At 38.5% G+C, this 25507-nt stretch carries 22 protein-coding genes and 2 pseudogenes; 14 read left to right on the top strand and 10 right to left on the bottom strand.

Annotated elements, in window-relative coordinates; translation table 11 throughout:
- Positions 1-285: 285 nt before the first annotated feature.
- From prpF to EGT34_RS07450, 3 genes and pseudogenes are all read left to right on the top strand, one after another.
- Positions 286-1473, top strand: a complete 1188-nt coding sequence (gene prpF / locus EGT34_RS07460) for a 2-methylaconitate cis-trans isomerase PrpF (RefSeq protein WP_000011468.1) — start codon at positions 286-288, stop codon at positions 1471-1473.
- 159 nt (positions 1474-1632) lie between these two features.
- Positions 1633-2544 carry a polyprenyl synthetase family protein gene (locus tag EGT34_RS07455; RefSeq protein ID WP_000097113.1) on the top strand — a complete coding sequence of 304 codons (912 nt, stop codon included), beginning with the start codon at positions 1633-1635 and terminating at the stop codon, positions 2542-2544.
- 59 nt (positions 2545-2603) lie between these two features.
- Positions 2604-2971 (top strand): annotated as a pseudogene (locus EGT34_RS07450) (MmcQ/YjbR family DNA-binding protein).
- A 67-nt stretch (positions 2972-3038) separates the two neighbouring features.
- Here EGT34_RS07450 and EGT34_RS07445 read toward each other — a convergent pair.
- The 4 genes from EGT34_RS07445 to EGT34_RS07430 all read right to left on the bottom strand — a co-directional run bounded on the left by EGT34_RS07445 (position 3039) and on the right by EGT34_RS07430 (position 6100).
- Complete coding sequence (locus EGT34_RS07445) at positions 3039-3893, bottom strand: SPFH domain-containing protein (RefSeq protein ID WP_001143941.1); 855 nt, start codon at positions 3891-3893, stop codon at positions 3039-3041.
- Positions 3894-3921: 28 nt separating this feature from the next.
- The gene (locus EGT34_RS07440) at positions 3922-4383 is read right to left on the bottom strand and encodes an NfeD family protein (protein ID WP_000397559.1); all 462 of its coding nucleotides are present in this window, start codon (positions 4381-4383) and stop codon (positions 3922-3924) included.
- Positions 4384-4488: 105 nt separating this feature from the next.
- The gene (locus tag EGT34_RS07435) at positions 4489-5406 is read right to left on the bottom strand and encodes a patatin-like phospholipase family protein (protein ID WP_000684973.1); all 918 of its coding nucleotides are present in this window, start codon (positions 5404-5406) and stop codon (positions 4489-4491) included.
- A 67-nt stretch (positions 5407-5473) separates the two neighbouring features.
- Complete coding sequence (locus EGT34_RS07430) at positions 5474-6100, bottom strand: lysophospholipid acyltransferase family protein (protein WP_000434843.1); 627 nt, start codon at positions 6098-6100, stop codon at positions 5474-5476.
- Positions 6101-6227: 127 nt separating this feature from the next.
- Here EGT34_RS07430 and EGT34_RS07425 point away from each other — a divergent pair, with 127 nt between their 5' ends.
- From EGT34_RS07425 to EGT34_RS07405, 5 genes are all read left to right on the top strand, one after another.
- Complete coding sequence (locus EGT34_RS07425; protein ID WP_000489712.1) at positions 6228-7475, top strand: MFS transporter; 1248 nt, start codon at positions 6228-6230, stop codon at positions 7473-7475.
- A gap of 545 nt (positions 7476-8020) precedes the next feature.
- Positions 8021-9325, top strand: coding sequence for a DcaP family trimeric outer membrane transporter (locus EGT34_RS07420; RefSeq protein WP_000362909.1), 1305 nt, complete (start codon positions 8021-8023; stop codon positions 9323-9325).
- Positions 9326-9506: 181 nt separating this feature from the next.
- Positions 9507-11156 carry a phosphoethanolamine transferase gene (locus EGT34_RS07415; RefSeq protein WP_031975152.1) on the top strand — a complete coding sequence of 550 codons (1650 nt, stop codon included), beginning with the start codon at positions 9507-9509 and terminating at the stop codon, positions 11154-11156.
- 14 nt (positions 11157-11170) lie between these two features.
- Positions 11171-11845 carry a DNA-binding response regulator PmrA gene (locus EGT34_RS07410; RefSeq protein WP_000161506.1) on the top strand — a complete coding sequence of 225 codons (675 nt, stop codon included), beginning with the start codon at positions 11171-11173 and terminating at the stop codon, positions 11843-11845.
- 25 nt (positions 11846-11870) lie between these two features.
- Complete coding sequence (locus EGT34_RS07405) at positions 11871-13205, top strand: sensor histidine kinase (RefSeq protein WP_125305482.1); 1335 nt, start codon at positions 11871-11873, stop codon at positions 13203-13205.
- On the opposite strand, the gene EGT34_RS07400 is transcribed toward EGT34_RS07405, so the two are convergent.
- The 3 genes from EGT34_RS07400 to EGT34_RS07385 form a co-directional block, all read right to left on the bottom strand.
- Positions 13206-13904, bottom strand: a complete 699-nt coding sequence (locus EGT34_RS07400; RefSeq protein WP_000184466.1) for a phosphatase PAP2 family protein — start codon at positions 13902-13904, stop codon at positions 13206-13208.
- 152 nt (positions 13905-14056) lie between these two features.
- The gene (locus EGT34_RS07395; protein ID WP_024437369.1) at positions 14057-15244 is read right to left on the bottom strand and encodes an ammonium transporter; all 1188 of its coding nucleotides are present in this window, start codon (positions 15242-15244) and stop codon (positions 14057-14059) included.
- A gap of 302 nt (positions 15245-15546) precedes the next feature.
- Positions 15547-16431, bottom strand: coding sequence for a LysR family transcriptional regulator (locus EGT34_RS07385; RefSeq protein WP_024437368.1), 885 nt, complete (start codon positions 16429-16431; stop codon positions 15547-15549).
- Positions 16432-16547: 116 nt separating this feature from the next.
- On the opposite strand from EGT34_RS07385, the pseudogene EGT34_RS07380 reads away from it, so the two are divergent.
- The 3 genes and pseudogenes from EGT34_RS07380 (at position 16548) to EGT34_RS07370 (ending at position 19352) form a co-directional block, all read left to right on the top strand.
- A pseudogene (locus EGT34_RS07380) lies at positions 16548-17453 on the top strand (AEC family transporter).
- 96 nt (positions 17454-17549) lie between these two features.
- Positions 17550-18566: a hypothetical protein gene (locus EGT34_RS07375; protein WP_000006934.1), complete on the top strand. Its 1017-nt coding sequence runs from the start codon at positions 17550-17552 to the stop codon at positions 18564-18566.
- 183 nt (positions 18567-18749) lie between these two features.
- Positions 18750-19352 carry a hypothetical protein gene (locus tag EGT34_RS07370; protein WP_000913392.1) on the top strand — a complete coding sequence of 201 codons (603 nt, stop codon included), beginning with the start codon at positions 18750-18752 and terminating at the stop codon, positions 19350-19352.
- 188 nt (positions 19353-19540) lie between these two features.
- Here EGT34_RS07370 and EGT34_RS07365 read toward each other — a convergent pair whose 3' ends face one another.
- On the bottom strand, positions 19541-22420 hold the full coding sequence (locus EGT34_RS07365) for a valine--tRNA ligase (RefSeq protein WP_000128724.1): 2880 nt from the start codon (positions 22418-22420) through the stop codon (positions 19541-19543).
- Positions 22421-22616: 196 nt separating this feature from the next.
- Here EGT34_RS07365 and EGT34_RS07360 point away from each other — a divergent pair, with 196 nt between their 5' ends.
- The 3 genes from EGT34_RS07360 to EGT34_RS07350 are packed head-to-tail and all read left to right on the top strand — an operon-like array spanning position 22617 to position 24615.
- Positions 22617-23294, top strand: coding sequence for a hypothetical protein (locus tag EGT34_RS07360; RefSeq protein ID WP_000120765.1), 678 nt, complete (start codon positions 22617-22619; stop codon positions 23292-23294).
- 25 nt (positions 23295-23319) lie between these two features.
- The gene (locus EGT34_RS07355; protein WP_001086059.1) at positions 23320-24126 is read left to right on the top strand and encodes an SDR family NAD(P)-dependent oxidoreductase; all 807 of its coding nucleotides are present in this window, start codon (positions 23320-23322) and stop codon (positions 24124-24126) included.
- 54 nt (positions 24127-24180) lie between these two features.
- Entirely contained in the window at positions 24181-24615 is a 435-nt protein-coding gene (locus EGT34_RS07350) for a nuclear transport factor 2 family protein (protein WP_000371760.1), read from the top strand.
- Here the strand turns inward: EGT34_RS07350 and EGT34_RS07345 are convergent.
- Both EGT34_RS07345 and EGT34_RS07340 read right to left on the bottom strand, forming a co-directional pair.
- Positions 24612-25046, bottom strand: coding sequence for a YbjQ family protein (locus EGT34_RS07345; protein ID WP_000369283.1), 435 nt, complete (start codon positions 25044-25046; stop codon positions 24612-24614). The two genes, EGT34_RS07350 and EGT34_RS07345, sit on opposite strands and share 4 nt — an antisense overlap.
- 7 nt (positions 25047-25053) lie before the next feature.
- Positions 25054-25404: a YbjQ family protein gene (locus EGT34_RS07340; protein WP_000927245.1), complete on the bottom strand. Its 351-nt coding sequence runs from the start codon at positions 25402-25404 to the stop codon at positions 25054-25056.
- Positions 25405-25507 lie beyond the last annotated feature (103 nt).

The raw sequence follows: 25507 nt of genomic DNA, 5'->3' as shown, positions 1-25507 counted from the left end.
CATAAAAAATATTTAAAATCATAAACTTGCTTTTAATCATGTTAAATTGGTTGAAAAATCTTCCAAAAATATATTTTTTGATAGACTTTTTTTCTTATGATTTTGCTTTATTCGGTCATTGCAGGCATGAATTGAAATTTCCAAAATAAACCCGCGTCAATACGATTGATGTATAAAAGTAGAGTGCTATCTCTTGATCATAAAACGATTTAAGATGAAGCGAATGACTAAACAAGTCTGCTTGTTTTGAGATATAAAAACACAATAGTAAGGATAACAGTTGATATGAGCTTCGTACCGCAAATTAAAATTCCAGCAACTTACATGCGTGGTGGAACCAGTAAAGGTGTATTCTTTAAACTTGATGATTTGCCGGAAAAAGCTCAAGTTGCAGGTCAAGCAAGAGATCAACTCTTGCTACGTGTCATTGGTAGCCCAGACCCTTATGGAAAACAAATTGATGGAATGGGTGGAGCGACCTCGAGTACCAGTAAAACCGTTATTCTCGCCAAAAGTACACAGCCAGATCATGATGTCGACTATTTGTTTGGGCAGGTTTCAATTGATCAAGCTTTTGTAGACTGGAGTGGTAACTGCGGTAATTTGACAGCTGCGGTTGGTTCATTTGCGATTTCAAATGGTTTGGTTGATGCCGATCGTATTCCTGAAAATGGCCTCTGTACTGTTCGAATCTGGCAAAAAAATATTCAAAAAACTATTATTGCGCATGTACCTATCACCAATGGCCAAGTTCAAGAAACCGGAGACTTTGAACTAGATGGGGTAACTTTCCCTGCCGCTGAAGTTCAAATTGAGTTTTTAGACCCTGCCGATGATGGTGAAGAGGGCGGTGATATGTTCCCGACAGGGAATGTTGTTGACCAATTAGATGTTCCAGAGATTGGTAGTTTTCAAGCCACATTTATTAATGCTGGTATTCCAACCATTTTCTTAAATGCAGAAGATTTAGGCTACGAAGGTACTGAATTACAAGATCATATTAATGGTGATGCAGCAGCATTAGCACGTTTTGAAAAAATTCGTGCCTATGGTGCAGTTCAGATGGGCTTAATTAAAGATATTTCAGAAGCAGCCGCACGTCAGCACACACCAAAAATTGCTTTTGTCTCTAAACCAAAAAATTACACAGCTTCAAGCGGTAAAAACGTTTCAGAGAAAGATGTCGACTTACTCGTTCGAGCTTTGTCGATGGGCAAACTTCACCATGCCATGATGGGAACAGCAGCGGTAGCAATTGGTACAGCGGCTGCGATTCCAGGCACTTTAGTAAATTTAGCGGCTGGTGGTGGAGAACGTGAAGCAGTACGTTTTGGACATCCATCTGGAACATTACGTGTTGGTGCCCAAGCTGAACTTACAAATGGCCAATGGGTGGTGAAAAAAGCCATTATGAGCCGTAGTGCGCGTGTGTTAATGGAAGGTTGGGTACGCATTCCGGGTGACAGTTTCTAAAAGTCATTTAAATGAAAAGCCTCTCTACCCTAGAGAGGCTTTTTTACTTCTGACATCCATAACTCATCACGCACTTTTTACAGTGAATCGTGTATGATGTAGCACATGAATGTTTCATCACATTCAATAAAATTTCTCTACTGATTTTACGAGGCGACTGTGTCATCACTCTCTCAAGTTAATGCGGATGTTTTAAAACAAGCTCAACAACGTATTCAACAAGATTTATTGACGACACTGGCTGCATTCTCAATTCCCGAACCTTTAAAAAGCGCTGTACACCATGCAGTTATGCTCGGTGGAAAACGTGTGCGCCCGGCTTTGTGTTACGCTACAGCTTCTTTACAAGATAATCCAAATTTTGCGGCTGCTCGCCGTGCTGCGGTTGCTGTTGAACTCATCCATTGTTATTCCTTAGCACATGATGACCTGCCTTGTATGGACAATGATTTGCTTCGCCGTGGTCAGCCAACGTGTCATGTTGCATTTGGTGAAGATACCGCGTTACTTGCGGGTGACATTTTACAATCGATGGCATTTGAAGTTTTAGGGAGCCGTTTGTTTGATGAACAAGGGCAGGGAACCGATGCTGCAATTGTCTTAAAGCAAATTCAAATTTTAGCTACAGCTAGTTCTAAAATGGTTTGTGGACAGGTTTTAGACTTACAAGCCGAAGCTAAGCAAATTTCTCAAGACGAACTAGAGAATATTCACCGTAATAAAACGGGTGCGCTTATTCAGGCTGCCATTATGATGGGTGCAGTGACAATTTTCTCGGGTACAGATCAGGCAATTCCAAAACTACGTCAATATGGTCAAGCAATTGGGCTGGCTTTTCAGGTCCAAGATGATATTTTGGATATTACGTCGAGCACTGAAACTTTAGGAAAAACCGCTGGTAAAGATGAACAAGTACAAAAATCGACTTATCCTGCTCTAATGGGACTAGAGCAAGCGCAGATTTATGCCAAAGAATTGCATGATCAAGCTTTCGAAGCTTTAGCGCATTTCGGTGAAAACGCAAAAGAATTAGTTGAGATTTCACAATTCCTGTTAGCTCGTACTAATTAATAAAAACATAAATCAATCTTCATACTTTTATTCATATTTAATGAATACGGGAGAAAAGAATGAATGGTGTACAGCTTCATCAACTCGCAATAGAGGCGGCGCGTAATCTCCCTTTTAGTGAGCAAACTCATCCATTTGGCCCAGAGTATGAAGTTTTTAAAATTTTAGAAAAAATGTTTATGCTGACAGTGGAAGTGTCTGGCGTAAAAATGATTAATGTCAAATGTGACCCTTATAAAAGTCAGGAATATCAGGAACTCTATCCATTTATTATTCCCGGCTATCACATGAATAAAAACACTGGATTTCGATTAAACCGCATAAAAATTTAACAAGCGATTTTCTCCGAGATTTGATTCGCGACTCTTATGACTTGGTCGTAAAAAAGCTTCCTGTGAAAGATCAGAAAAGATTAAACAACCAATAATATAAAAGAAAAACGGCGACATGATTGTCGCCGTTTTGATTTCAATGGCTTATTTGAAGCAATTAAATTAATTATGCTTTCCCATAATGCCACGAATTGTATTTAAAACATCTGCAGGTAACACAACAGTTTTAGCATTGCTTGATTTCGCCATATCTTGCATTGCTTTGACGTACTGTTCACCTAACAGGTAAGCAACAGGAATTTCTTTATCACCTACGGCACTTGTTACCATTTCAATCGCTTTTTGAGAAGCTTCTGCTAAAACAACCTGCGCTTCGGCATCACGGCGAGATGCTTCTAAACGACCATCTGCTTCTAAAATTGCAGCTTGTTTCTCACCATCAGCTTTGGTAACTGTAGCACGACGTTGACGTTCAGCAGCGGCTTGAGCTTCCATGGCAGCTTGCATGGTTGAAGATGGCTGAATATCTTGAATTTCTACTGTTTTTAAAGTGATACCCCAATCTGAAATATCATCAGAAATCGCAGCTTTTAGTTTAGCTTTAATGTGATCTCGTGAAGATAGAGCATCATCTAGATCCATTTCACCAACAATTGAACGTAGTGAAGTCTGTACAAGGTTTTGAATGGCCCATGTATAGTTTTCAATACCGTACACTGCTTTTTCAGGTGTAGTCAGATTGATATACGCCACGGCATTCATGAGTAATACAGCATTGTCACGGGTAATGACTTCTTGTGATGGAATATCAAGCACAATATCTTTAGTGGTGACTTTATAGGCCACGTCATCAATATAAGGAATAACGAAGTTAAGCCCCGGATTAAGCGTAGAATGATATTTTCCTAAACGCTGAACAATCCATTTATAACCTTGAGGAACAATGCGTACCCCTTTAAAAATGGTAACAGCAACAAAAGCCAAAAAGGCTAAAACAATAATAGTACCAACTGGCATGAAAATAACCTCTCTTTATCTTTAATGTTTATGAAGTGCTGTGGGGCTGAACAATTAAGTCATTACCCGAAATATCAATGACTCGAACCCGATCACCGACCTTAACAGGGGTGGTGCTTCGGCAGTTCCATTCATCGGCCCCTAAAATAGGCATAGGGAAACGAACAATAATTTGGTCATGAGCAAGTTCGGTCTGAATCACCATACCAATTTGCCCAATCGTCGCTTCTCGAGGTAAACCTGCTTTAGTTTTATCAATAGATAAGGGCTTGATAAATTTAAACCAGAGAAGGGTACATAGCACCGATAACACAATCCACAGCACTATTTGAGTAGTAAGGCTGATATCTGGAAATAACCAATAGAGAAAGCAAACCATTATGGCTGCAATACCAAACCAGAGAGCGGCAAAGGCAGGGAGAATCAGCTCAGAAAGAATAAGTAAGATACCCAATACAAACCAGTGCCAAGGTTCTACAACAAACTCCATAGATCTGCTCTTTTATATGTCTTTATGATGGGTAAAAGTGATTTCATATCACTTTTACCACTGTAGCAGATGATGGAGAGTGTGGATAGAAAAAAACCACCTCAATTAAAATTTAGGACGTGGCGCAGGCTTAAATGCGGCTGGAGATTTTTTGAAATTTGCAATTGCAGTTTCAATTTGGCGAATTTGACCTTGAGCAGCTTTTTCGCCTTCTAAAATAGCTTCATTACTTGATTTTAAATCGAGTGTACCTAAGTGCCCAACTTTAGGCTGAATCACCACGTTAGCTTGCTTTAACTCTTCATTAATACTTTGTTGACCCATAATATTAATGGTTTGATCAAGCAATCCCCACATATTCGCAGGTCGGTTTCCTGCCGGACGTGCAGAAATATCAACTGCAATCACAATATCAGCACCCATATCACGTGCTGTTTTGACCGGAATTGGGCTAACCAATCCGCCATCTACATATTTCTGCTTACCAATGGTTGCTGGTACAAACACATTTGGAATACTGCATGATGCACGAACAGCTTGTCCTGCATTACCTTTAATAAAGTCTGCTTTTTGGCCATTATCAAGACGAGTTGCTACCGCTGCAAAACGAATTGGGAATTTCTCAATCGGTTTATTGCCTACGTTACGGTTAACATAGTCCTGTAGCTTTTGCCCAAGAATAATACCTTGGCGATTCAGGGTTAAATCGCGGATATCAGACTCTTGCAATTTGAGCGCAAGATTTTGGAGTTGATAAGGCGTTTGTCCACTGGCATAGATACTGCCTACGAAGCTACCGGCACTTGTACCCGTAACAATTTTCGGTTTAATACCATGTGATTCTAAAACCTTGATGACACCAATATGTGAAAATCCTTTTGCTCCACCGCCACCCAATGCAAGTGCAATCACTGGTTCGCGCGCTTTAACTGAAGTGGTCGGTGTTGGTGTTTTGCTGAACTTATCACAGCCAAATAGGGCTAAAGAGATAAATCCGATACTGGCAAATTGAGCAATTTTCATCTTTGAAAAACAATCTATGGCAAGATAAATTAAGATGGCCCATCAGACCAGATTCGTTCAATTTTTGCTAGGTTTTTTTCACAAGATTTTGTAAAGGCTCTGCAAGCCAATTACGATTTTTCGGTGATATTTTTCCTTCATAACGTTCAAAAATCTTGGCGAGATCTTCATGATAATTTCCGCTTGGAGTTAAATAGCCTAAGCAGTGAATAGTCTTATGGTCATAATCAAAAGAAAACATCACAATAGGAATATTGGCTTTTGCAGCAATATGGTAAAAGCCACTCTTCATTTTTTTCGCTTTCTTACGTGTGCCTTCTGGCGCCATTCCAATCCAAATCTTGTCATACTGTTGAATAGTCGCAACGACTTGTTCAGTCAGACCATTGGCCGAGTCACGTTTTACAGGAATAACGCCCGCCCAATCTAAAACCCGTTTAAAAGGTGGCTTAAATAAACTGTCTTTACCTAGCACCGTAATTTGAATACCGAGTCCAAAAATGGCAAGAAAACCATACCAGCCATCAATATTGGAGGTGTGGGGAGAAATAATGGCTACAGCTTTAGGAAAGTTGGGAACTTCACCTTCTATAGTCCAGCCTTGTGCCAAAAAGAGTTTTTTAAATAATGCTCGACTTAAAGCATTACCACGTTGGGGAACCTGAGACGGTAGATTAGGGAAATGTTGTTCCATATTTTTAAGTTTTAAATCATCCTTTGTTTTATCTTAATCTTTTGAAATCTGCGCTTCATTGGCAAAATGTAAGACCACGCATGGTATTTCATGTTATTACCGCACAAATAAATAAAAGTAGGTATATATGTTCCGACAGCAAAATCTTTATCTTTTGCTCTTTTCCTTATATTGGGCACAAGGTTTGCCTGTAGGTTTTATGACGCATGCCTTACCTGTCATATTAAGAGCTCAAGGTGTATCTCTTGCCCATATTGGTGGTTTTGGGCTGCTCATGTTGCCTTGGTCAATCAAAATATTTTGGGCGCCGTGGGTAGATCGACATGCCATCTCGCATTTAGGTCACTATCGTAGCTGGATTTTACCTGCTCAGTTTTTGACGGTGGGTGTACTTTGTATTTTATCTTTTTTCCCTATACAAGTTTTAGATCAGCCTCTTTATCTCTTTATATTTTTTATTACACTGTTATTTATGAACTTAACAGGCGCAACTCAAGATATCGCGACCGATGCTTTAGCGGTCAATTTATTGCAACACGATCAGCAACATTGGGGAAATACTATTCAAGTTGTAGGTTCACGACTTGGTTTTATTGTAGGCGGGGGAGCCGTGTTATGGTGCCTAGACTGGTTATCATGGCAGCCGACTTTTCTATTATTAGCCGCTTTAGTCTTTATTAATACCTTACCTATTTTACTATTTAAAGAGCCATCTCATACTTCTCATTCACCTCATCAATATAGCCAACCAAGTCTAGTTACAAAGATTAAAGCTTACTTGGGGTACTTCTCTCAAAATAAGGAACTTCGTTCTTGGTTAATCGTCCTTATAACTTTTAAGGTTGCAGATGGTTTAGCCGGGCCATTACTTAAACCTTTAATGGTGGATATGGGTTTAAGTTTTACTCAGATTGGTATTTACATCACCATGCTTGGGGCTGTTGCTGCTTTATTGGGGGCACTTATTGCTGGGTGGATGTTAAAACATATTTCTAGGTCCACAGCATTAATGACTTTTTCGATATTAAAAATTATGAGTTTAGGGGGCTATGCGTATTTAGCTTATGCTTATGAACAAAAGGTAAAAATAAATGTATGGCTTATCTATGCTGTAAATGCCCTGGAAGATGCCTTTGCTGCCATGCTACTAGTTGTGATGTTAACTTTGGTTATGCATTACAGTCGAAAAAACTATGCGGGTACCGATTTTACTTTTCAGGTTTCAGTCATGGCGACAGTCAGTGGTGGTCTTTACAGCTTTAGTGGAGTCATTGCAGATGCGCTTGGTTATTTCCATTATTTGATAGCTATTGTCAGTATTGCGGTACTCTTTTTAATTCCTATTTACTTATGGAAAGCTGCCAAAACTGTATAAAAAATAATATTAAGTAGATGAAATAAAGAGACTTAAATATAACTAAGCTGCACTAAAAAATCATACTTATATTTTTAGCCAATCTTTTAAAAATGTATATTTTTGGCTATTTAAATGGCTTATTAATTGTGCCATCTTGTTTGGAAAGCAAAAGGAAGCTGCAAGGAGAGAAGTGGATGCAAATAACAAGAAAAATCATGTGAATCAAATAAGACTGGCAAAAAAATATTCATTTAGATTGGATATTAGCCTAAAGTCTAAAAAAGAATAATGAAATAATGATTTAATCATTCTATAAGATAAGAGAGTTGTGTAGGATTCGTTACAACATGAAGTTAAGGTAAAGGTTCTGTAAACCAAAAAGTAAATGCTGATTCTTTTGGACCGGAATTTTTAATCTTACCCAGCGTTAAAATTGGTTTTGATTGCGGTAATAAAATTAATGCAATCAAATTTGGAGGATGGTTGATTCTTTAGTGCTTAATGGTCACACGAGTCAACTTGGCATGGACAGGCAGCATAAAATATATTTTTAGGAGTCTTTGATGGATCTATTCCTTAATCGTAAATCGTTTGTTGTTAAAAGTTTAGCTATTACAGTAACAGCTTTAATGATGAGTGGGGCAAATGCGGCAACTTCTGATAAAGAGGAAATTCGAAAGCTTCGTCAAGAAGTTGAAGCATTAAAAGCATTAGTTCAAGAACAACGTCAAGTACAGCAACAACAGCAACAAGTACAGCAGCAACAGCAAGTACAGTTAGCTGAAGTAAAAGCGCAACCTCAACCTGTGGCAGCACCTGCTTCTCCATTAGCAGGATTTAAGTCTAAAGCTGGCGCTGATGTGAACCTTTATGGTTTTGTTCGTGGCGATGCTAACTATATTATTGAAGGTGCAGATAACGACTTTGGTGATGTAAGTAAGTCAGACGGGAAAACACATGATAAATTACGCGCGACTGCTAAAACAACACGCCTCGGTTTAGATTTTAATACACCTGTTGGAGACGACAAAGTTGGTGGTAAAATCGAAGTCGATTTTGCTGGTTCAACCACAGATTCAAATGGCTCATTGCGTATTCGCCATGCTTACTTAACCTATAACAACTGGTTATTTGGTCAAACGACTTCAAACTTCTTATCTAACCATGCACCGGAAATGATCGACTTCTCGACAAACATTGGTGGTGGTACTAAACGTGTACCTCAAGTACGCTATAACTACAAACTAGGCCCAACTACACAATTATTTGTTTCTGCTGAAAAAGGTGATAGTACTACTTCGGTAACAGGTGATAGTATTAAGTATAGCCTACCAGCATTAACTGCTAAAATCACTCAAGGCTATGCAGAAGGCAGAGGTTCTGCTTCAGCTCGTGTTCTTGTAGAAAATTATAAATCACAACTTGCTGATGATGATAAAACTGGTTGGGGCGTTGCAGTTGGTACTGACTTTAAAGTGTCTGATCCTTTAAAACTCTTTGCTGACGCATCATATGTTGTGGGTGATAATAGTTACTTGTATGGTAGTAACTCTCCATACGCAGTAGATGGGAATTCTATTGAGCAAAATGAATTTGTAGCAGTACAAGTGGGTGGAACTTATAAGATTTTACCTAACTTACGTTCTACTTTAGCGTATGGTGCTCAGTTCTCTGATGATGGCACTGATTATGCGAGATTAAATGCCTCTGCAAATGAAAAAGTTCAACAAGCATGGATCAACTTTATCTATACGCCAGTTAAACCAATTGATTTAGGCGTTGAGTATGTAAACGGTAAGCGTGATACCTTTGATGGTAAGTCTTACAAAGATAACCGTGTTGGTTTAATGGCTAAATATAGTTTCTAATAACGATTTTTAGCTAAAAATAGAAAAGACGAGGTTAAACTTAACCTCGTCTTTTTTTATTTGTTAAATTTAAAAAATAATAATGAAATAAGGCCTCTGAATTAGATCATTTTTTATTTAAGTCATTTTTAAGTTTCAATTTCTACATTAAAGCATCATAAAAAGATTGTAGTCACTCACGATGCTGAATTTTTTTTTAACATTAAGAAATAAACAGATTTCCCTGTTTATGTTTAATCTCATTATAGCCATTTGGCTAGGTGCAATTCTAAATATTGGTTTTTATCATCAAGTTCATACTTTAACTCCATATTTTGGAATAAAGGCTATTTTGTTTTTAGCTGCTACTCTCGTAATTCTTGTTGCTACCTATTATGCGGTTTTACAAATCTTAAATTGGAAATGGACTGCCAAAATCTTTGCAATTTTATTGATATTTATTGGTGGCTTTAGCTCTTATTTTGTAAACACATTGGGTGTCATTATTTCACCCGACCAAATTCAAAATATGGTGCAGACCGATGTTTCGGAAGTTACCGATCTAATCTCTTTACGCTTTGTTTTATGGACAGTTTTTTTTGTTATTTTACCCATTTTTTTAATTACTCAAGTTAAATTTAAACAAGAAAAAGTATCACGGTTGTTATTGAAGAAGGTATTTTCACTGGTAGCTTCATTTGCAGTGGTCGGTGTTTTACTTTTTACTTACTATGTCGATTTCGCTGCAATATTTCGTGAGCATCGTGATTTAAAAGGGATGATTTCACCGCAAAATAGTATTTCATCGCTTATGTCTTACTATCATAAGAAGGCTCCGAAGAAAAATCTGCCTCTTGTGATATATGGACAAGATGCTCATCAAGTTCAGCGAGTACAAAAGAACCTCCCTAAGTTAATGATACTTGTTATAGGTGAAACGGCACGTGCCGAAAGTTTCTCTCTAAATGGGTATGCAAAAAATACGAATCCGGAGCTTTCTAAACAAGATATTTTCAACTTTTCGCAAGTGAGCTCATGCGGTACGGCAACAGCGGTTTCTGTGCCATGTATGTTCTCGGGTATGCCACGTGTAGATTATGATGAGCAATTAGCTAGTCACCGCGAAGGTTTACTAGATATTGCAAAACGTGCGGGTTACCAAGTGACTTGGATTGATAATAACTCGGGTTGTAAAGGTGCATGTGATCGCGTTGAGCAATACCAGATTCCTGAAAACTTAAAGAAAAAATGGTGTAAAGATGGCGAATGTTATGATGACATTCTCATTGACAGCTTAAAGCAGTATTTGGCTACTATTGCCAAAGATGATGACCGCCCACGTTTGATTGTTTTGCATCAGGTGGGTAGTCATGGACCTGCATATTACAAGCGTGCGCCTGAGGCATATCAACCATTTAAACCGACTTGTGATACGAATGCGATACAGGGCTGTTCGCAAACCGAATTGCTAAATAGTTATGATAATACAATCGTATATACAGACCATGTATTAAGCCAAATGATTAATACTCTAAAAGAAATATCAAAATATCAGACAGGTTTATGGTATTTATCTGATCATGGCGAATCAACTGGAGAACATGGTTTATATTTACATGGTTCACCTTATGCAATCGCACCGAGCCAACAAACACATGTACCAATGATTATGTGGTTCTCTGAAAGTTGGAAACAACATAATCTTGCTCAAGTGAATTGTTTAAGCCAACAAACTAAACAAAAGTTAAGTCAGGATAATTTATTCCCAAGTTTGTTAAGTTTGCTGGATGTAAAAACTCAGGTCATCAACCCTCAACTGGACATGTTGCACTCTTGTGCCCATGTAAACTAAAGCGAGCCTAGAACATGACAAAAATCTTGATGATTGAAGATGATTTTATGATTGCAGAATCAACGATCACGTTGCTGCAATATCATCAATTTGAGGTGGAATGGGTCAATAACGGTTTAGATGGTTTGGCTCAATTGGCGAAGACTAAATTTGATCTTATTCTTTTGGATTTAGGATTGCCTATGATGGATGGTATGCAAGTTTTAAAGCAGATCCGTCAAAGAGCAGCAACACCAGTATTAATTATTTCTGCCCGAGATCAATTACAAAACCGTGTCGATGGTTTAAATTTGGGTGCAGATGATTATTTAATTAAACCTTATGAGTTTGATGAGTTGCTTGCCCGTATTCATGCATTACTACGCCGTACTGGAGTAGAAGCTCAACTTGCGAGTCAAGATCAACTATTAGAAAGTGGTGATCTGGTTTTAAATGTTGAACAGCATATTGCGACGTTTAAAGGCCAACGCATTGATTTATCAAATCGTGAATGGGCAATCTTAATTCCACTTATGACTCACCCAAATAAAATCTTTTCTAAAGCCAACTTAGAAGATAAGTTATATGATTTTGATAGTGATGTGACCAGTAATACTATTGAAGTATATGTTCACCATTTAAGAGCGAAGCTGGGTAAAGATTTTATTCGAACCATCCGAGGACTGGGCTACCGTTTGGGGCAATCATAATTTAAAATTTCGGGACTTCATAAAAGTGCATTATTCATTAAAAAAACGACTGATTTGGGGCACCTCAATTTTCAGTGTCATCTTAGGTTGTATTTTAATTTTTAGTGCTTATAAGGTTGCACTTCAAGAAGTCGATGAAATTCTAGATACTCAAATGAAGTATTTAGCGGAAAGGACAGCTGAGCACCCTTTAAAAACTGTAAGCAGTAAGTTTGATTTTCATAAAACTTACCACGAAGAAGATCTGTTTATCGATATTTGGGCTTATAAGGATCAGGCCCATTTGTCTCATCATTTACATTTGCTGGTTCCACCTGTTGAGCAAGCGGGATTTTATTCTCATAAAACCGCTCAAGGTATAGTCAGAACTTATGTTTTACCTTTGAAGGATTACCAGATTCAGGTCAGCCAGCAAGAGAGGGTTCGTGAAGCTTTCGCTTGGGAGCTTGCGGGCAGTATGTTTATTCCGTATTTAATTATTTTACCTTTTGCAATATTTGCTTTAGCAGCCATTATTCGTCGTGGTTTAAAATCAATAGATGATTTTAAAAATGAGTTAAAAGAACGCGATTCCGAAGAACTCACCCCAATTGAAGTACATGATTATCCTCAAGAGCTTTTACCTACTATTGACGAAATGAACCGTCTTTTTGAGCGCATTTCTAAAGCGCAAAATGAACAGAAGCAATTTATTGCCGATGCTGCTCATGAATTACGAACACCTGTGACTGCATTGAATTTACAAACCAAGATTTTGCTAAGCCAGTTCCCTGAGCATGAATCATTGCAAAACTTAAGCAAAGGTTTGGCACGTATTCAGCATTTGGTGACTCAGCTTTTAGCATTGGCCAAGCAAGATGTAACTTTAAGTATGGTCGAGCCTACTGGATATTTTCAACTCAATGATGTGGCATTAAATTGTGTGGAGCAGTTGGTCAACTTGGCTATGCAAAAAGAAATCGATTTAGGTTTTGTTAGAAATGAACCTATCGAAATGCATAGTATCGAACCTACTGTACATTCGATTATTTTTAATTTAATTGATAATGCAATTAAGTATACCCCGCATCAGGGTGTTATTAATATTTCAGTTTATACCGATCCAGATCACTACGCATGTATTCAAATTGAAGATAGCGGTGCAGGAATAGACCCTGAAAATTACGATAAAGTCCTTAAGCGTTTTTATCGCGTGCATCACCATCTTGAGGTGGGAAGTGGCCTAGGTTTATCTATTGTAGATCGTGCAACTCAAAGGCTTGGTGGGACTTTAACTCTCGATAAGAGCTTAGAGCTTGGCGGTCTTTCTGTATTAGTGAAATTACCTAAAGTCTTACATTTACATGAAACAAGAGCGTGATTACGTAAGTTCTTGTTTCACCTGTTTTTCGAACTCAAAACGATGAATACAAATCGCATAAAATAAAATATTTATTGCCCAAACGACCCAGCCTGTCCATAAGTTATGGCTTAGGAAATGTGCTCCTCGCATCATTTGCGCCCAACCCATCATGAAACCTAATAAAATACCGGAGAATAAATAAAAGTAAGCACGTTTAGGTTGTTCAAGACGATAAACAAAATAACCTGTCATTAAAATAAAACCTGCACTTGCATGACCGCCTGGAAAACAATGGCCATGTTTAGCGCTAAAGTCCCAAATATAGCTTCCTAAAGTATTAGGGTGAACCATATTCCAAGGGCAGGCGTGAGCAGATTGTGACTTTATTAGGCCAACTATACTGCTACCGAGCATACTGACAAAAAACATATAGCCATATTGCCAGCGATAAGGTTTTAATTTTTTTAATTTAAATGACGCAAGCCATAAACCAAAAAAGATAACATAAACGGCGGTGATGATTTGTTTTACAATTTCATGATTAAGTCTTTCAAGATACCAATTGTCCCGATTGAAAAAATGACCTGTTGAATCAATCCAAGGTTGGATGAGGTACATATCAATCTTCCCACCGACTGGAAATACAAATAGAAGAATAAAAAAACTGAAAAAAAGAAAGAGAATATTAATTTGGAAAAAAAGTTTTTGATTAGTCATTCTGATGCAATATCAATCGACAATAGGTGTGACTAATTACATAAAATTAACCTTAAATTGCTCTTAAACTATACTGGTGAAAGAAGTTCAATTTTCCATAAAAAATAAAAAAGCGACGAGTAGTATCGTCGCCTTAAGCACTTTAGAAAGTATTAAAACATACCTTCTTCAGAGTTTGCTGAGATCTTATGAATAGATAAGTCTGCACCACGGAACTCATCTTCTTGAGATAGGCGAATGCCAATGGTCGCTTTAAGAATGCCATAAACAATGAAACCGCCAGCCAGTGCAATGGCAATCGCGAGTGCTGTACCGATGAGCTGAGAGAGGAATGATACGCCGCCTAAACCACCTAGCCATTTTTGACCAAAAATACCTACGGCAATACCACCAAATGCACCGCATACACCATGTAGCGGCCAGACACCAAGAACGTCATCAACTTTGAGTTTGTTTTGAGTATAGGTGAATAGATACACGAACATAGCACCCGCTGCACCACCAATCACAAGTGCACTGACTGGATGAACAATGTCAGAACCTGCGCAAATAGCGACTAAACCCGCAAGTGGACCGTTGTGTAAGAAACCTGGGTCATTTTTCCCAATCGCATTTGCTGTAATCGTTCCGCCGACCATTGCCATAAGTGAATTAATCGCAACGAGACCGGAGATTGCATCAACACGCTGTGCACTCATCACATTAAAGCCAAACCAGCCGACAATTAAAATCCATGAGCCAAGTGCCAAAAATGGAATAGAAGAAGGTGGGTGAGCACTTACACGGCCATCTTTCTTATAACGGCCAGAACGTGCGCCCAACAATATGACAGCAGCAAGTGCAATCCAACCGCCCATAGCATGTACTACGACTGAACCGGCAAAATCATGAAAAGCTGAGCCAAAAGTTGTTTCTAACCACTTTTGCAGACCGTAGTTGCCATTCCAGACCATTCCCTCGAAGAACGGATAAACCAGTGCAACCAATGCGAGTGTGGCAATCGCTTGTGAACGCATTTTTGCGCGTTCTGCAATACCGCCAGAAATAATGGCGGGAATGGCCGCAGCAAAAGTGAGTAAAAAGAAGCAACGCATAAGGTTATAGCCATGATCACTTGATAAAACCGTACCATCATGAAAGAAGTGCTGACCATACGAAATGTAGTAGCCAACAAAGAAATATGCGATTGCGGAGAGGGCAAAGTCAGTCAGAATTTTACTAAGCGCGTTCACCTGATTTTTGTGGCGAACTGTACCAAGTTCCAAGAATGCAAAACCTGCGTGCATGGCAAGAACCAAAACTGCACCAAGTAATAAGAAAAACAGATCTACATTTTGCATAGCATGCTCGAAAAAAGTGCTAAATTCCATTTTGGAACAAATCTGGGTCTGTAAATTGCACCAAAATAGATTTAAGAAATCTAAAAACCTAAGTTTGTCGAAACAAACTCAATTGCATAAAAGTGAATATGCAATAAGCGCACCAATTTGGATTGAAATAGAGGATTTTGGCGATAAATGGTGCGTTGATTTATTCAAGATAGGGCGATAAGGGCGCTTTTTACGTTACAAGTCATCTAATATGTTGATAAATTGATCTGAAAGAGATCATTATTAAATTTTTAAAAATTATCTATATTTAATTAATGATCAGACCAAACCGATTGCGCGACTTCAATAAATGCTTTTACGGCTGGACTGATGTGTTTCTTATTTTTTACTGCAAGACCAATAGAACGTTTAAGGTTTGGTTTAAATGGGCGTTTAACTACATTTGGATAGAGTGACAGTAATTCTTTGGTAATCACCATATCAGAGACAATCGAAATCCCTAACTGGTTATGGACCATACTCACAATGCTTAGAATTTGTGAAACATAAAATTTGATATCTGGTTTGACATTAAAATTTTTTAAAATTAATTCAACCTGATGTCGACTACCTGCCATTGTCATAATGAAAGGACAATTTTCTAGCTGTGCTGGATCAATATAGAGTTGTTGGGCGAGCGGGTAACCACTCGGAACTAGGGCCACAAAACGATCTTCAATTAAGGGAAATGTATCAAAACGTTCATCTGGCATAATCAAAAAACCAACTTCGATGCGCCGTTCCAATAACCATTGAGCAACTTCTTTATCTTCGCCTTCATCAATATAAATTTCGATTTTAGGGTAGCGCTGCCGAAAGGTTTCTAAAATCTCAGGCAATAGATAAATAGAGGATGAAGCCCCAAAAGATCCAATACGTAATGTGCCTTCATTTAAACCGTGGATTGCAGCCACTTCTTTTTCTAAGGTATCGGAAATACTCAATAGCTCTTTTACATGAGTAAGAAGCTGTTGACCTGTCGTGGTGAGTTCAATATCACTTTGAGTTCTTGAAATCAGGTTAATGCCCCATTGTTGTTCTAATGATTTAAGCGCGTGGGAAACTGCCGACTGTGAAATTCCCAGCTTTTCTGCTGTAGCAGTAAAGCTTTTTAGTTCAGCAATGAGTGCAAAAATTTCAAGCTGGGTAAATGTCATGTTGTACTTATTATGAGTAAAAACTCATTTTATCATGAGTTTTCATTATCTTTAATATATGAGTAAGCCAAGGTAGTTCCCAAACTAGCAAGCCTCAACAACACTCGAGTAAAGAAATGAATAGCATTGTTTTATCTCTTTTTCCTTTAGTTGCACTAATTGCATCGGGATACTTATTTAAAAAATATCATTTTTTTAGCGATGAGTTTTGGGCTGGGGCAGAGAAGCTGAATTACTATATTCTATTTCCTGCTTTGCTTTTCAGTACGCTATCGACCGCGAAAATTGACTTACAAAGCTTGAGTGCAGCCATTATTGTGATGTTGATTGTGGTTTTGGCAGTCACCGCCTTTTTATACATCCTCCGAATATTTTGGCACATACCACCCGCACGTTTTGGTGTGCATGTACAAAGTATGGTTCGCTTTAATACCTATATTGGTTTGGCTCTAGTCACTTCGCTTTTTAAAAGTGAAGGAATGGCAATTCTGGCAATTTTATTAGCGCTTTGCATTCCGCTTGTGAATGTTATTTCGGTGCTCGCTTTAACGTCTAAAGAACACATGGCAATTAAACCTGTTTTGATTGCTCTTCTTAAAAATCCATTAATTGCATCGTGTGTAGTCGGGGCAGCAGTCAATGCACTTCACCTCCCGATTTGGGAAGGCTTTACTCAGTTTATTAAGCTTTTTTCAGTGTCGAGTTTGCCACTAGGTTTGTTATGTGTTGGCGCAGCTTAACAGTTTATGCAAATTAAAAAAGACATTGTGGTATTGGCAGCAGACACGTTTGCACGACTTTTAGCAGTTCCTGCTTTGGCTTACGCGGTCTGCATGTGGTTTGATTTACCAAGTTTGCAAACACAAATTTTAGTTATTTTCTTTGCACTACCGACTGCTTCAGCTTCCTACATTTTAACTAAGGTTTTGGGGGGTGATAGTCAGCTTATGGCAGCCGTGATTAGCTTTCAAACCTTATGTGCTGCCGTGACTTTGCCACTAGTGATTTGGTGGATTTCTTAAGATATAAATCTTTAGTCTGACTCATATTTAAAGAATGCTTGGCTACCTTCCTCATCTGATTATTGCTACACTTTTTTCTTTTTCGGGTGGATGAGTATGTCCTTTGATCTCAAAGTGAGCTTGCAGCAAAGGTCTGAACCATCTGCACAGCAGAAAAAACTGAATCGCCTGATTGATAAAATAGAACAGCAAAAAGTTAGTCTGAGCACATGGCAAAATGCACAAGCTGAGATTCAACAGTACATACGACAAAAACTGATGCCTGTATATAACGATTTACATACAGTGCTATTTCAGCAGTTAGAGCAACTTTGGAATATGTTGCATAGTCATGAGTTTTCCAAAGCAGACATACAACAACTGGATGAAAAAATTGCCCAGCTTGCACAAATATTGAAGCGCTCCAAAATGCTGTCTGCTGAACAGTTGGAGTTAGTGAAGCAGATCGATACTTTTTATCAGCAGCATGCAGGGGAATCGGTAAAAAAGAATAAAAAAGCTCAGCCAATAGAATTTGAATATGAAGAAAATGCTGATAAAGGTTCAGAGTTTGAAGAAGAATTTGAAAAGTACGCTGCTGAGCAACAACAAGCGCGGGAACAAGCTAAACAGCAAAGACAACAACAGAAACGTGAACAAGCTGAGCAAATGGCAGCGCAGTCACTCAAAACAGTATATTTAAAAATTGCCGCGATGATTCACCCAGACCGTGAGCAAGATGAAACTAAAAAATTAGAAAAAACGGAGCTGTTCCAACAGGCAAGTCAGGCTTATGAAAAGCAGGATTTGTTTTATTTACTCAAACTCCAGTTACAGCTTGAACAGAATAAAGGGCTAGGTGCTAAAGACTTATCTGCCGAGCAGTTGCGGTTTTATAAACTGGCTTTAGATGCACAAAGTCAGCAGCTTGAAAGCCAAATTGCTGAGATTTTAGATTCTTTTCAGTTAGCAAAAAACGTAAAAGCAGAGCATGTGCATATTAGTGATGTTTATAAAGCTATAGATGCTGATTGTGCTGAGTTAAAGCAGCAGGTGAAGTGGGAAAAGGAACGTTTAAAGCATATGAAAAAGGTGAGTGGGTTAGAGACGTTGTTGGGGCATGGGGCGCTTTAGTTTCTTTGGCAAACTCTCTAAAATTATTAATTAATAACACCAATAATTAACTTTCAGAATTTATATGGTGCTGTGATATTAGTAGTGATGATTTGGGGAATTTTAAAAAATTGGGGGCTATTTAATATAGCTGTAAGAAATTAGGCCTATGGGGGCCTTTTCTAGTTTTGAAGTTGAGTTTTTATGCTAAAAAAATTTTTAAGTATAATTTTAATGTTAGTAATTTATGTCTTTATTTCAATTGTAAGTTTTTTAATTGTAATAATTTTTTTAGTATGTATGGCGGATAATTTTTTTGAAGAGAGTTTAAATAAGAAAAGATTGAAAAATAGTATTTTATATGATCATAAAATCTTTCCTAATCTGACAAAATCAATATTTTTTTATCAAAGGCTAGATTCATCTGACGAAGGTTATTGGATTGTAGTCTATCCCTTAGATAATAAAACTAAAGTAAATTTTTTATCTAAAAAGCAGTTGCAAGGCCAGAAGAAAATTACCTATTCAACAGTTGAATGTATTAAGCCAACTATAAAAAAACGTTGGAAAACATTTAACTCCAACATTCATTATGTTCAACCACCTGAATTGCTAAGGGATCATGATGATTTTGAAAGACATGATTCTTTTAATGTGTATGGTTCAGAAAAAAATATTGGTTTAGTTGAACAAGTTTGCCAGCAAAATAAATTCATTATTTTAGAAGAAAGTCAGAAAAATGATCACTTATATTGGGCAATCTCTGCAAATGGAAAACTATTATTTAGTGTGTATAAAATTGATTGATATTTTTAAGACATTAAATTAATAGGTTAAGATTTTATTGAACTTATATTTTTGATCAATATTTGACTTGGTTATCTAATAGGTTTATATCAAAGCTTGAAAATATATGTCTTTCTGAACTGAGTTGTAATTATTTCCAACAAAAATCCCCTCACTAAGAGGGGATTTTTTTGAATCAAACTACTGTATTAAAGCGCAGCAATTTGCTCCATATTCGCTTTAACTTTATCTAACTGCGCAGCAAACTCAGCAAGCTTCGCTTTTTCACCTTCAACAACCGCTGCTGGTGCTTTAGATACAAAGCCTTCATTTGCAAGTTTATTTGCAATTTGATCGTGTTGCTTTTGGATTTTATCCAAGTCTTTTTGCAAACGAGCAAGCTCAGCTTTAGGATCAATTAAGCCCTTCATTGGTACAAATACCGATGCATGACCTACAACACTTGAAGAAGAAAGCGGTGGTTCTTGATCTTTACCTAAGAACTCAATACTTTCAACTTTAGCCAATGCTTTGAACAACGCTTCAATACGAGTAATTTGCTCACGTTCAGCATTAGAAATGTTTTGAAGTAATACTGGTAATAAACGCGCATTACCTAAGCCCATTTCACCGCGAATGTTACGTACTGCACCAATCAAGCCTTGAAGCCATTGCATATCTGCTTCAGCTTGTTCATTGATTTTTGCTTGCTCAGGAATAGGGTATTGAGCAGTCATAATCGTTGGGCCGCCTTGACCAAGCATTGGTGCAAGTGTTTGCCAGATTTCTTCTGTCAAATATGGCATTAATGGATGAGCCAAACGTAATGATGCTTCCATGACAGCAAGCAATACACGGCGTACTTCAGCTTTACGTTCTTCTGAAACTTCTGCATCGTTCAGAACTGGTTTAGTTAACTCAACGTACCAGTCACAGTATTCATTCCAGATAAAGTCATAAATTGCTTGAGCAGCAAGATCTAAACGATATGTTGCAAACGCTTGGTGTACAGCAGCTTCAGCTTTTTGCAGACGGCTGATAATCCATTGTTCTGGAAGTTCCCAAAGATCAGGACGAGCGTCGGTACCAACAGTTTGGCCTTCAACATTCATGAGAACGAAACGAGTTGCGTTCCAGATTTTGTTACAGAAGTTACGGTAACCTTCAACACGTTTTAAGTCGAACTTGATGTCACGACCAGTGTTTGCAAGGGCACAGAACGTGAAACGAACTGCGTCAGTACCGTAAGCATTAATGCCTTCTGGGAATTCTTTACGCGTTGATTTTTCAATCTTCGCAGCATCTTTCGGGTTCATGAGGCCAGTCGTACGTTTTGCGACTAAGCTTTCTAAATCAATACCGTCAATCAAGTCTAATGGGTCAAGAACGTTACCTTTAGACTTCGACATTTTCTGACCTTCACCATCACGTACCAAGCCGTGAACGTAAACCGTCTTAAATGGAATTTGAGATGAACCATCTTCATTTTTCATGAAGTGCATGGTCATCATGATCATGCGGGCAACCCAGAAGAAGATAATGTCAAAACCAGTCACCAACACGTCAGTCGGGTGGAAAGTTTTGAGTTCAGGCGTTTGTTCTGGCCAGCCTAAAGTTGAGAATGTCCAAAGTGCAGATGAGAACCATGTATCAAGTACGTCTTCGTCTTGTTTAAGCTCAACATCAGCCGCGATGTTATTTTTCGCGCGAACTTCTTCTTCGCTACGGCCAACATAGATGTTGCCATCAGCATCGTACCAAGCTGGAATACGGTGACCCCACCAAAGCTGACGTGAAATACACCAGTCTTGAATGTCACGCATCCATGCCATGTACATGTTGCTGTACTGCTCTGGAACAAACTTAATACGACCATCTTGAACTGCTTCAATTGCAGGCTCAGCAAGCGGCGCAATTTTTACGTACCATTGGTCAGTCAATAATGGCTCAATGATCACACCTGAACGGTCACCGCGTGGCGCTTTTAAGTCATACGGTTGGATTTGGTCTAACCAGCCTTCAGCTTCAGCTTGGGCAACTAATTTTTTACGTGCTTCAAAACGCTCTAAACCAGCGTAGTCTGCAGGTGCAGTAATTGTTTTAGAAATTTGTTCGCCAGCTTTTGCAATATATTCAAACTCACCTAAAACTTCGGCATTTTTGTTGAAGATATTGATAATTGGCAAACTATTGCGTTTACCTAACTCATAGTCGTTAAAGTCATGAGCAGGGGTGATTTTTACACAGCCAGTACCGAAGTCTTTTTCAACGTAATCGTCAGCAACGATCGGAATTAAACGACCCGTAATTGGCAATACAATATTTTTACCAACAAGGTGTGCATAACGCTCATCTTCAGGGTGAACAGCAACAGCAGTATCACCAAGTAAAGTTTCAGGACGAGTCGTTGCAACTACGAGATAATCTTTGCCATCTTGAGTTTTAACTGATTTATCTTCAAAGAAATATTTAAAGTGCCAAAGTGAACCTTTTTCTTCTTTGCTTTCTACTTCAAGGTCAGAAAGCGCAGTTTGAAGTTTAGGGTCCCAGTTTACTAGGCGCTTACCGCGGTAAATTAAACCGTCTTCGTGCAAACGAACGAAAACTTCTTTCACTGCGTTTGATAAACCTTCATCCATCGTGAAGCGTTCACGTGACCAGTCTACAGACGAACCTAAGCGACGAATTTGTTTGGTAATTGTGCCGCCAGATTGTTCTTTCCATTCCCAAACTTTTTCGATGAACTTTTCACGGCCTAAGTCGTGACGAGTAATACCTTGTAAGCCAAGTTGACGCTCAACAACCATTTGAGTTGCAATACCAGCATGGTCGGTACCCGGTTGCCACAAAGTGTTTTTACCCATCATACGGTTATAACGGGTGAGGGCATCCATAATGGCATTGTTAAAGCCATGGCCCATGTGCAAACTACCAGTGACGTTTGGTGGTGGAATCATGATACAGAATGATTCACCGTGACCAGAAGGTTTGAAGTAACCTTGTTCTTCCCACGTTTTGTACCACTTCTTTTCGATCTCGGTTGGATCGTAGGTGGTGGCAATATTTTGAGCGGTTTGAGCGTCAGTCATAGTAGCTTAGATCGAATATGCATAAAAAATTGCATCTATTGTAGCAAAAAATTGCCTCGAAATTAATGTGCTGAAAACAGATAAACGGTTTTGTATTTTTTTCAAAAAACGGTAGATTTATGAAGCATGGATCACAATTTAATCGTGTAGCGGCACGGCAGAAAAATTACAAAAGAATTGAAAAGGGATGCGACACATGAGCTACAAAGTTTTTTTAAAGATTTCCGATTCAACCTATACCCAATTTGCTTCAATTCGAGAGAAATTACATGCTGGGGTAAGAGAAAGCCAGTCGAAAGTATTGGGGGATGTTCTTTCCGATTTGTCGTGTGAAATTATTGAGCAAGTTTTCTCTGTATTGTTAAAGGATGAGCAAGACAACTCTACCATGACTCAAAAACAGCGGTATGAGTCCGAGAAAGTTCTTCAGCAAATTTTAGATACTTTCCGAAAATATATGCCTTGGTCAGTCTCTTTTTTCGGTAATGAAAGACTTTTACCTTTAGTTGATTATATGACCTCACTCATGAAAGAACGTGAGCAAGAGGTTTATATTACATACCCGATCACCCCTCAACTTGTACAACAGGCCCAAACACTGACGGAACAAATACGTGAGGGCAATATGCAAAGTGTAGAAAAAGCTTTTCAGACCTTAATTCAAATTGTGGATTTAGGTGTAACAAGCCTAGTACGTGAACCTAAAAAACGTTTAAAATTTAATTTGGTTGTCGATAAAACCCTAAATGGGGTCATTAATATGACAACGCATTTGGGCTATAAACGTTTGGAAAAATTGGGGACGCAGGTTGATCAAACGACCGCAACTCACTATATCAACCACTTTTTGGCCTTCATGCATCAAGCAGCATAATTTAAAAAGATAATAGGAAGTTAAAATGGCCAAACTTGATACTTTGCAAAATAAAGTGGTGTGGATTACGGGAGCATCTTCCGGTTTAGGTAAAGCTTTAGCTGGTGAGTTTGCTTTGCAAGGTGCTCAAGTGATTTTAACTTCGCGTCGCTTTGAAGAGTTAGAAGAAGTTCGCGTTGGTTTACTCCATCCGGATCAGCACTTGTCGGTAGTTGCAGACATTACCAATCAAGAGCAAGTTCAAGAGGCTTATGAGCAGATTTTAAAAGCAAAAGGACGAATTGACTGGCTTATTAATAATGCGGGTTTAAGTCAACGTGCTCTTATTCAAGACACCACAATGGCAACAGAACGCGCCATTATGGAAGTCGATTATTTTTCACAAGTCGCGTTAACTAAAACCGTATTACCGACCATGCTTAAACAAAAGTCTGGCCGAGTTGTATTTGTGTCGAGTGTAGCAGGGCTTTTAGGTACGCAGTACCGTGCGAGTTATTCGGCTGCTAAAGCTGCTATTCATATGTGGGCCAATAGTTTACGTGCCGAGGTTGCCGATCAGGGTGTTGAAGTTTCGGTTATTTTCCCGGGCTTTGTAAAAACTAATGTTTCGTTTAATGCGCTAAATGGTGCAGGGCAACCTCAAGGCCACCAAGATGAAGCAATCGAAAATGGACTAGAGGCCGATGTTTTTGCAGAACAGTCAGTTAAGGCTTTAATGCAAGGACAGGAATATATTGTAGTGGGCGGTACTAAAGAAAAATTAGGCGTGATGGTTTCCCGTATGTCACCGAAACTACTCTATAAAATGATCCGGAAAACAAAAGTGAAATAAAAAAAAGATTTCGCCGTGCTAAATTGATGGAAAAACCCGCATAGAAGGTTCACCATGGATCAAGACTACCATCGTATTTTAGAGGTCATTACGCGTTTTCAATTGGTTTTTGACCAGAAAAATTGGGATGCGTTTGATGAGTTGTTAGCCGATCAACTTGAGGTGGACTATTTGCAGTTTAGAGGGGAGCCTTTATGTGTGGTGTCTTGTCATGAATATAAAGGTTCACGGCAACAAGCTTTGTCACATTTGCGGCTACAGCACAATTTAAGCAATCCTCTTATTCGGATTGAACAAGACCGAGCATGGTTAGAATGTAATTATCAAATTTATCGTTTTTCGGAAAATGATTATTTTCATTCTTTTGGTCGCTATTATTTTACTTTGGCAAAACAACAGGGCATATGGAAAATTACCGGAATTTGCCAACACTTAACTAAAAATATTGGCAATCCGCGTATTCACTTTTCTGCTGTGGGGCAGGGTTAATCTTTGACTGCTGTTCCGTAGGCAAATACCTCTACCATTCCACCTTGCATACCCAGTTCGGTTGTACTCAGCCGAACTCCCATAATGTGATTGGCACCGACACTTTGAGCTTGTTGTTTTAGTCGTACAATCGCCTCGCGGCGAGCACGTTCAACAATACTTTCATAGCTGGTCAGCCGACCGCCTAAAATATTTTTTATAGAGGCCAGTACATATTTAAAGTAGTCATGCGAAATAACTACATTACTGCTAATAAAATGGCCTAACTGATCACTTGTGGCAAAACGATTGGTATCAATTCTGATATGGGCAAATTGTTGCTCTTTTTCTAGAAGTTCATTTAAATGTTTTTGTTCAATATGGCGGCCAAAAGCCCAACCAATACTGAAAAGAATGAGAAAAATAACAAGCTGAAAAATAAGATTGTCCATTTTCTACCTATGCATTAAATGGATCGGGCAGATGAGGTGCTTGAGGCTGCACAACCACTGCTGTGCCATATACGAATAACTCAGAAGCACCTTGGGCAATATTTGAGGTAGAAAAACGAATACCCACAATTGCATTGGCACCAAGTTGCTGGGCTTTTACAATCATACGTTGCATAGCCTCTTGGCGAGATTCTTCTAATAATTCGGTATAACCCGTAAGTTCACCACCTACAATATTCTTTAAACTTGCCATCAAGTCGCGACCCACATGCTTACTACGGACGGTACTTCCGTAAACAACATCCAGCTGCTTTAAAATTTGGTGGCCTGGAACACTTTCTAAATTACTTAATAACATTGTTTTTTATCAATCTAAATTTCTTTAGCTTTCAAGATAAAAAATATTCAGATGAGTTGCAATAAAAAAGCCCACCGAAGTGAGCTTTTATAAGAAAGTGATT

The sequence above is a fragment of the Acinetobacter sp. FDAARGOS_558 genome (genome assembly GCF_003937785.1).
Taxonomy (GTDB): domain Bacteria; phylum Pseudomonadota; class Gammaproteobacteria; order Pseudomonadales; family Moraxellaceae; genus Acinetobacter; species Acinetobacter baumannii.
The sequence above is the reverse complement of the archived record's forward strand: the minus strand, read 5'-3'. Positions and strand labels throughout refer to the sequence as shown.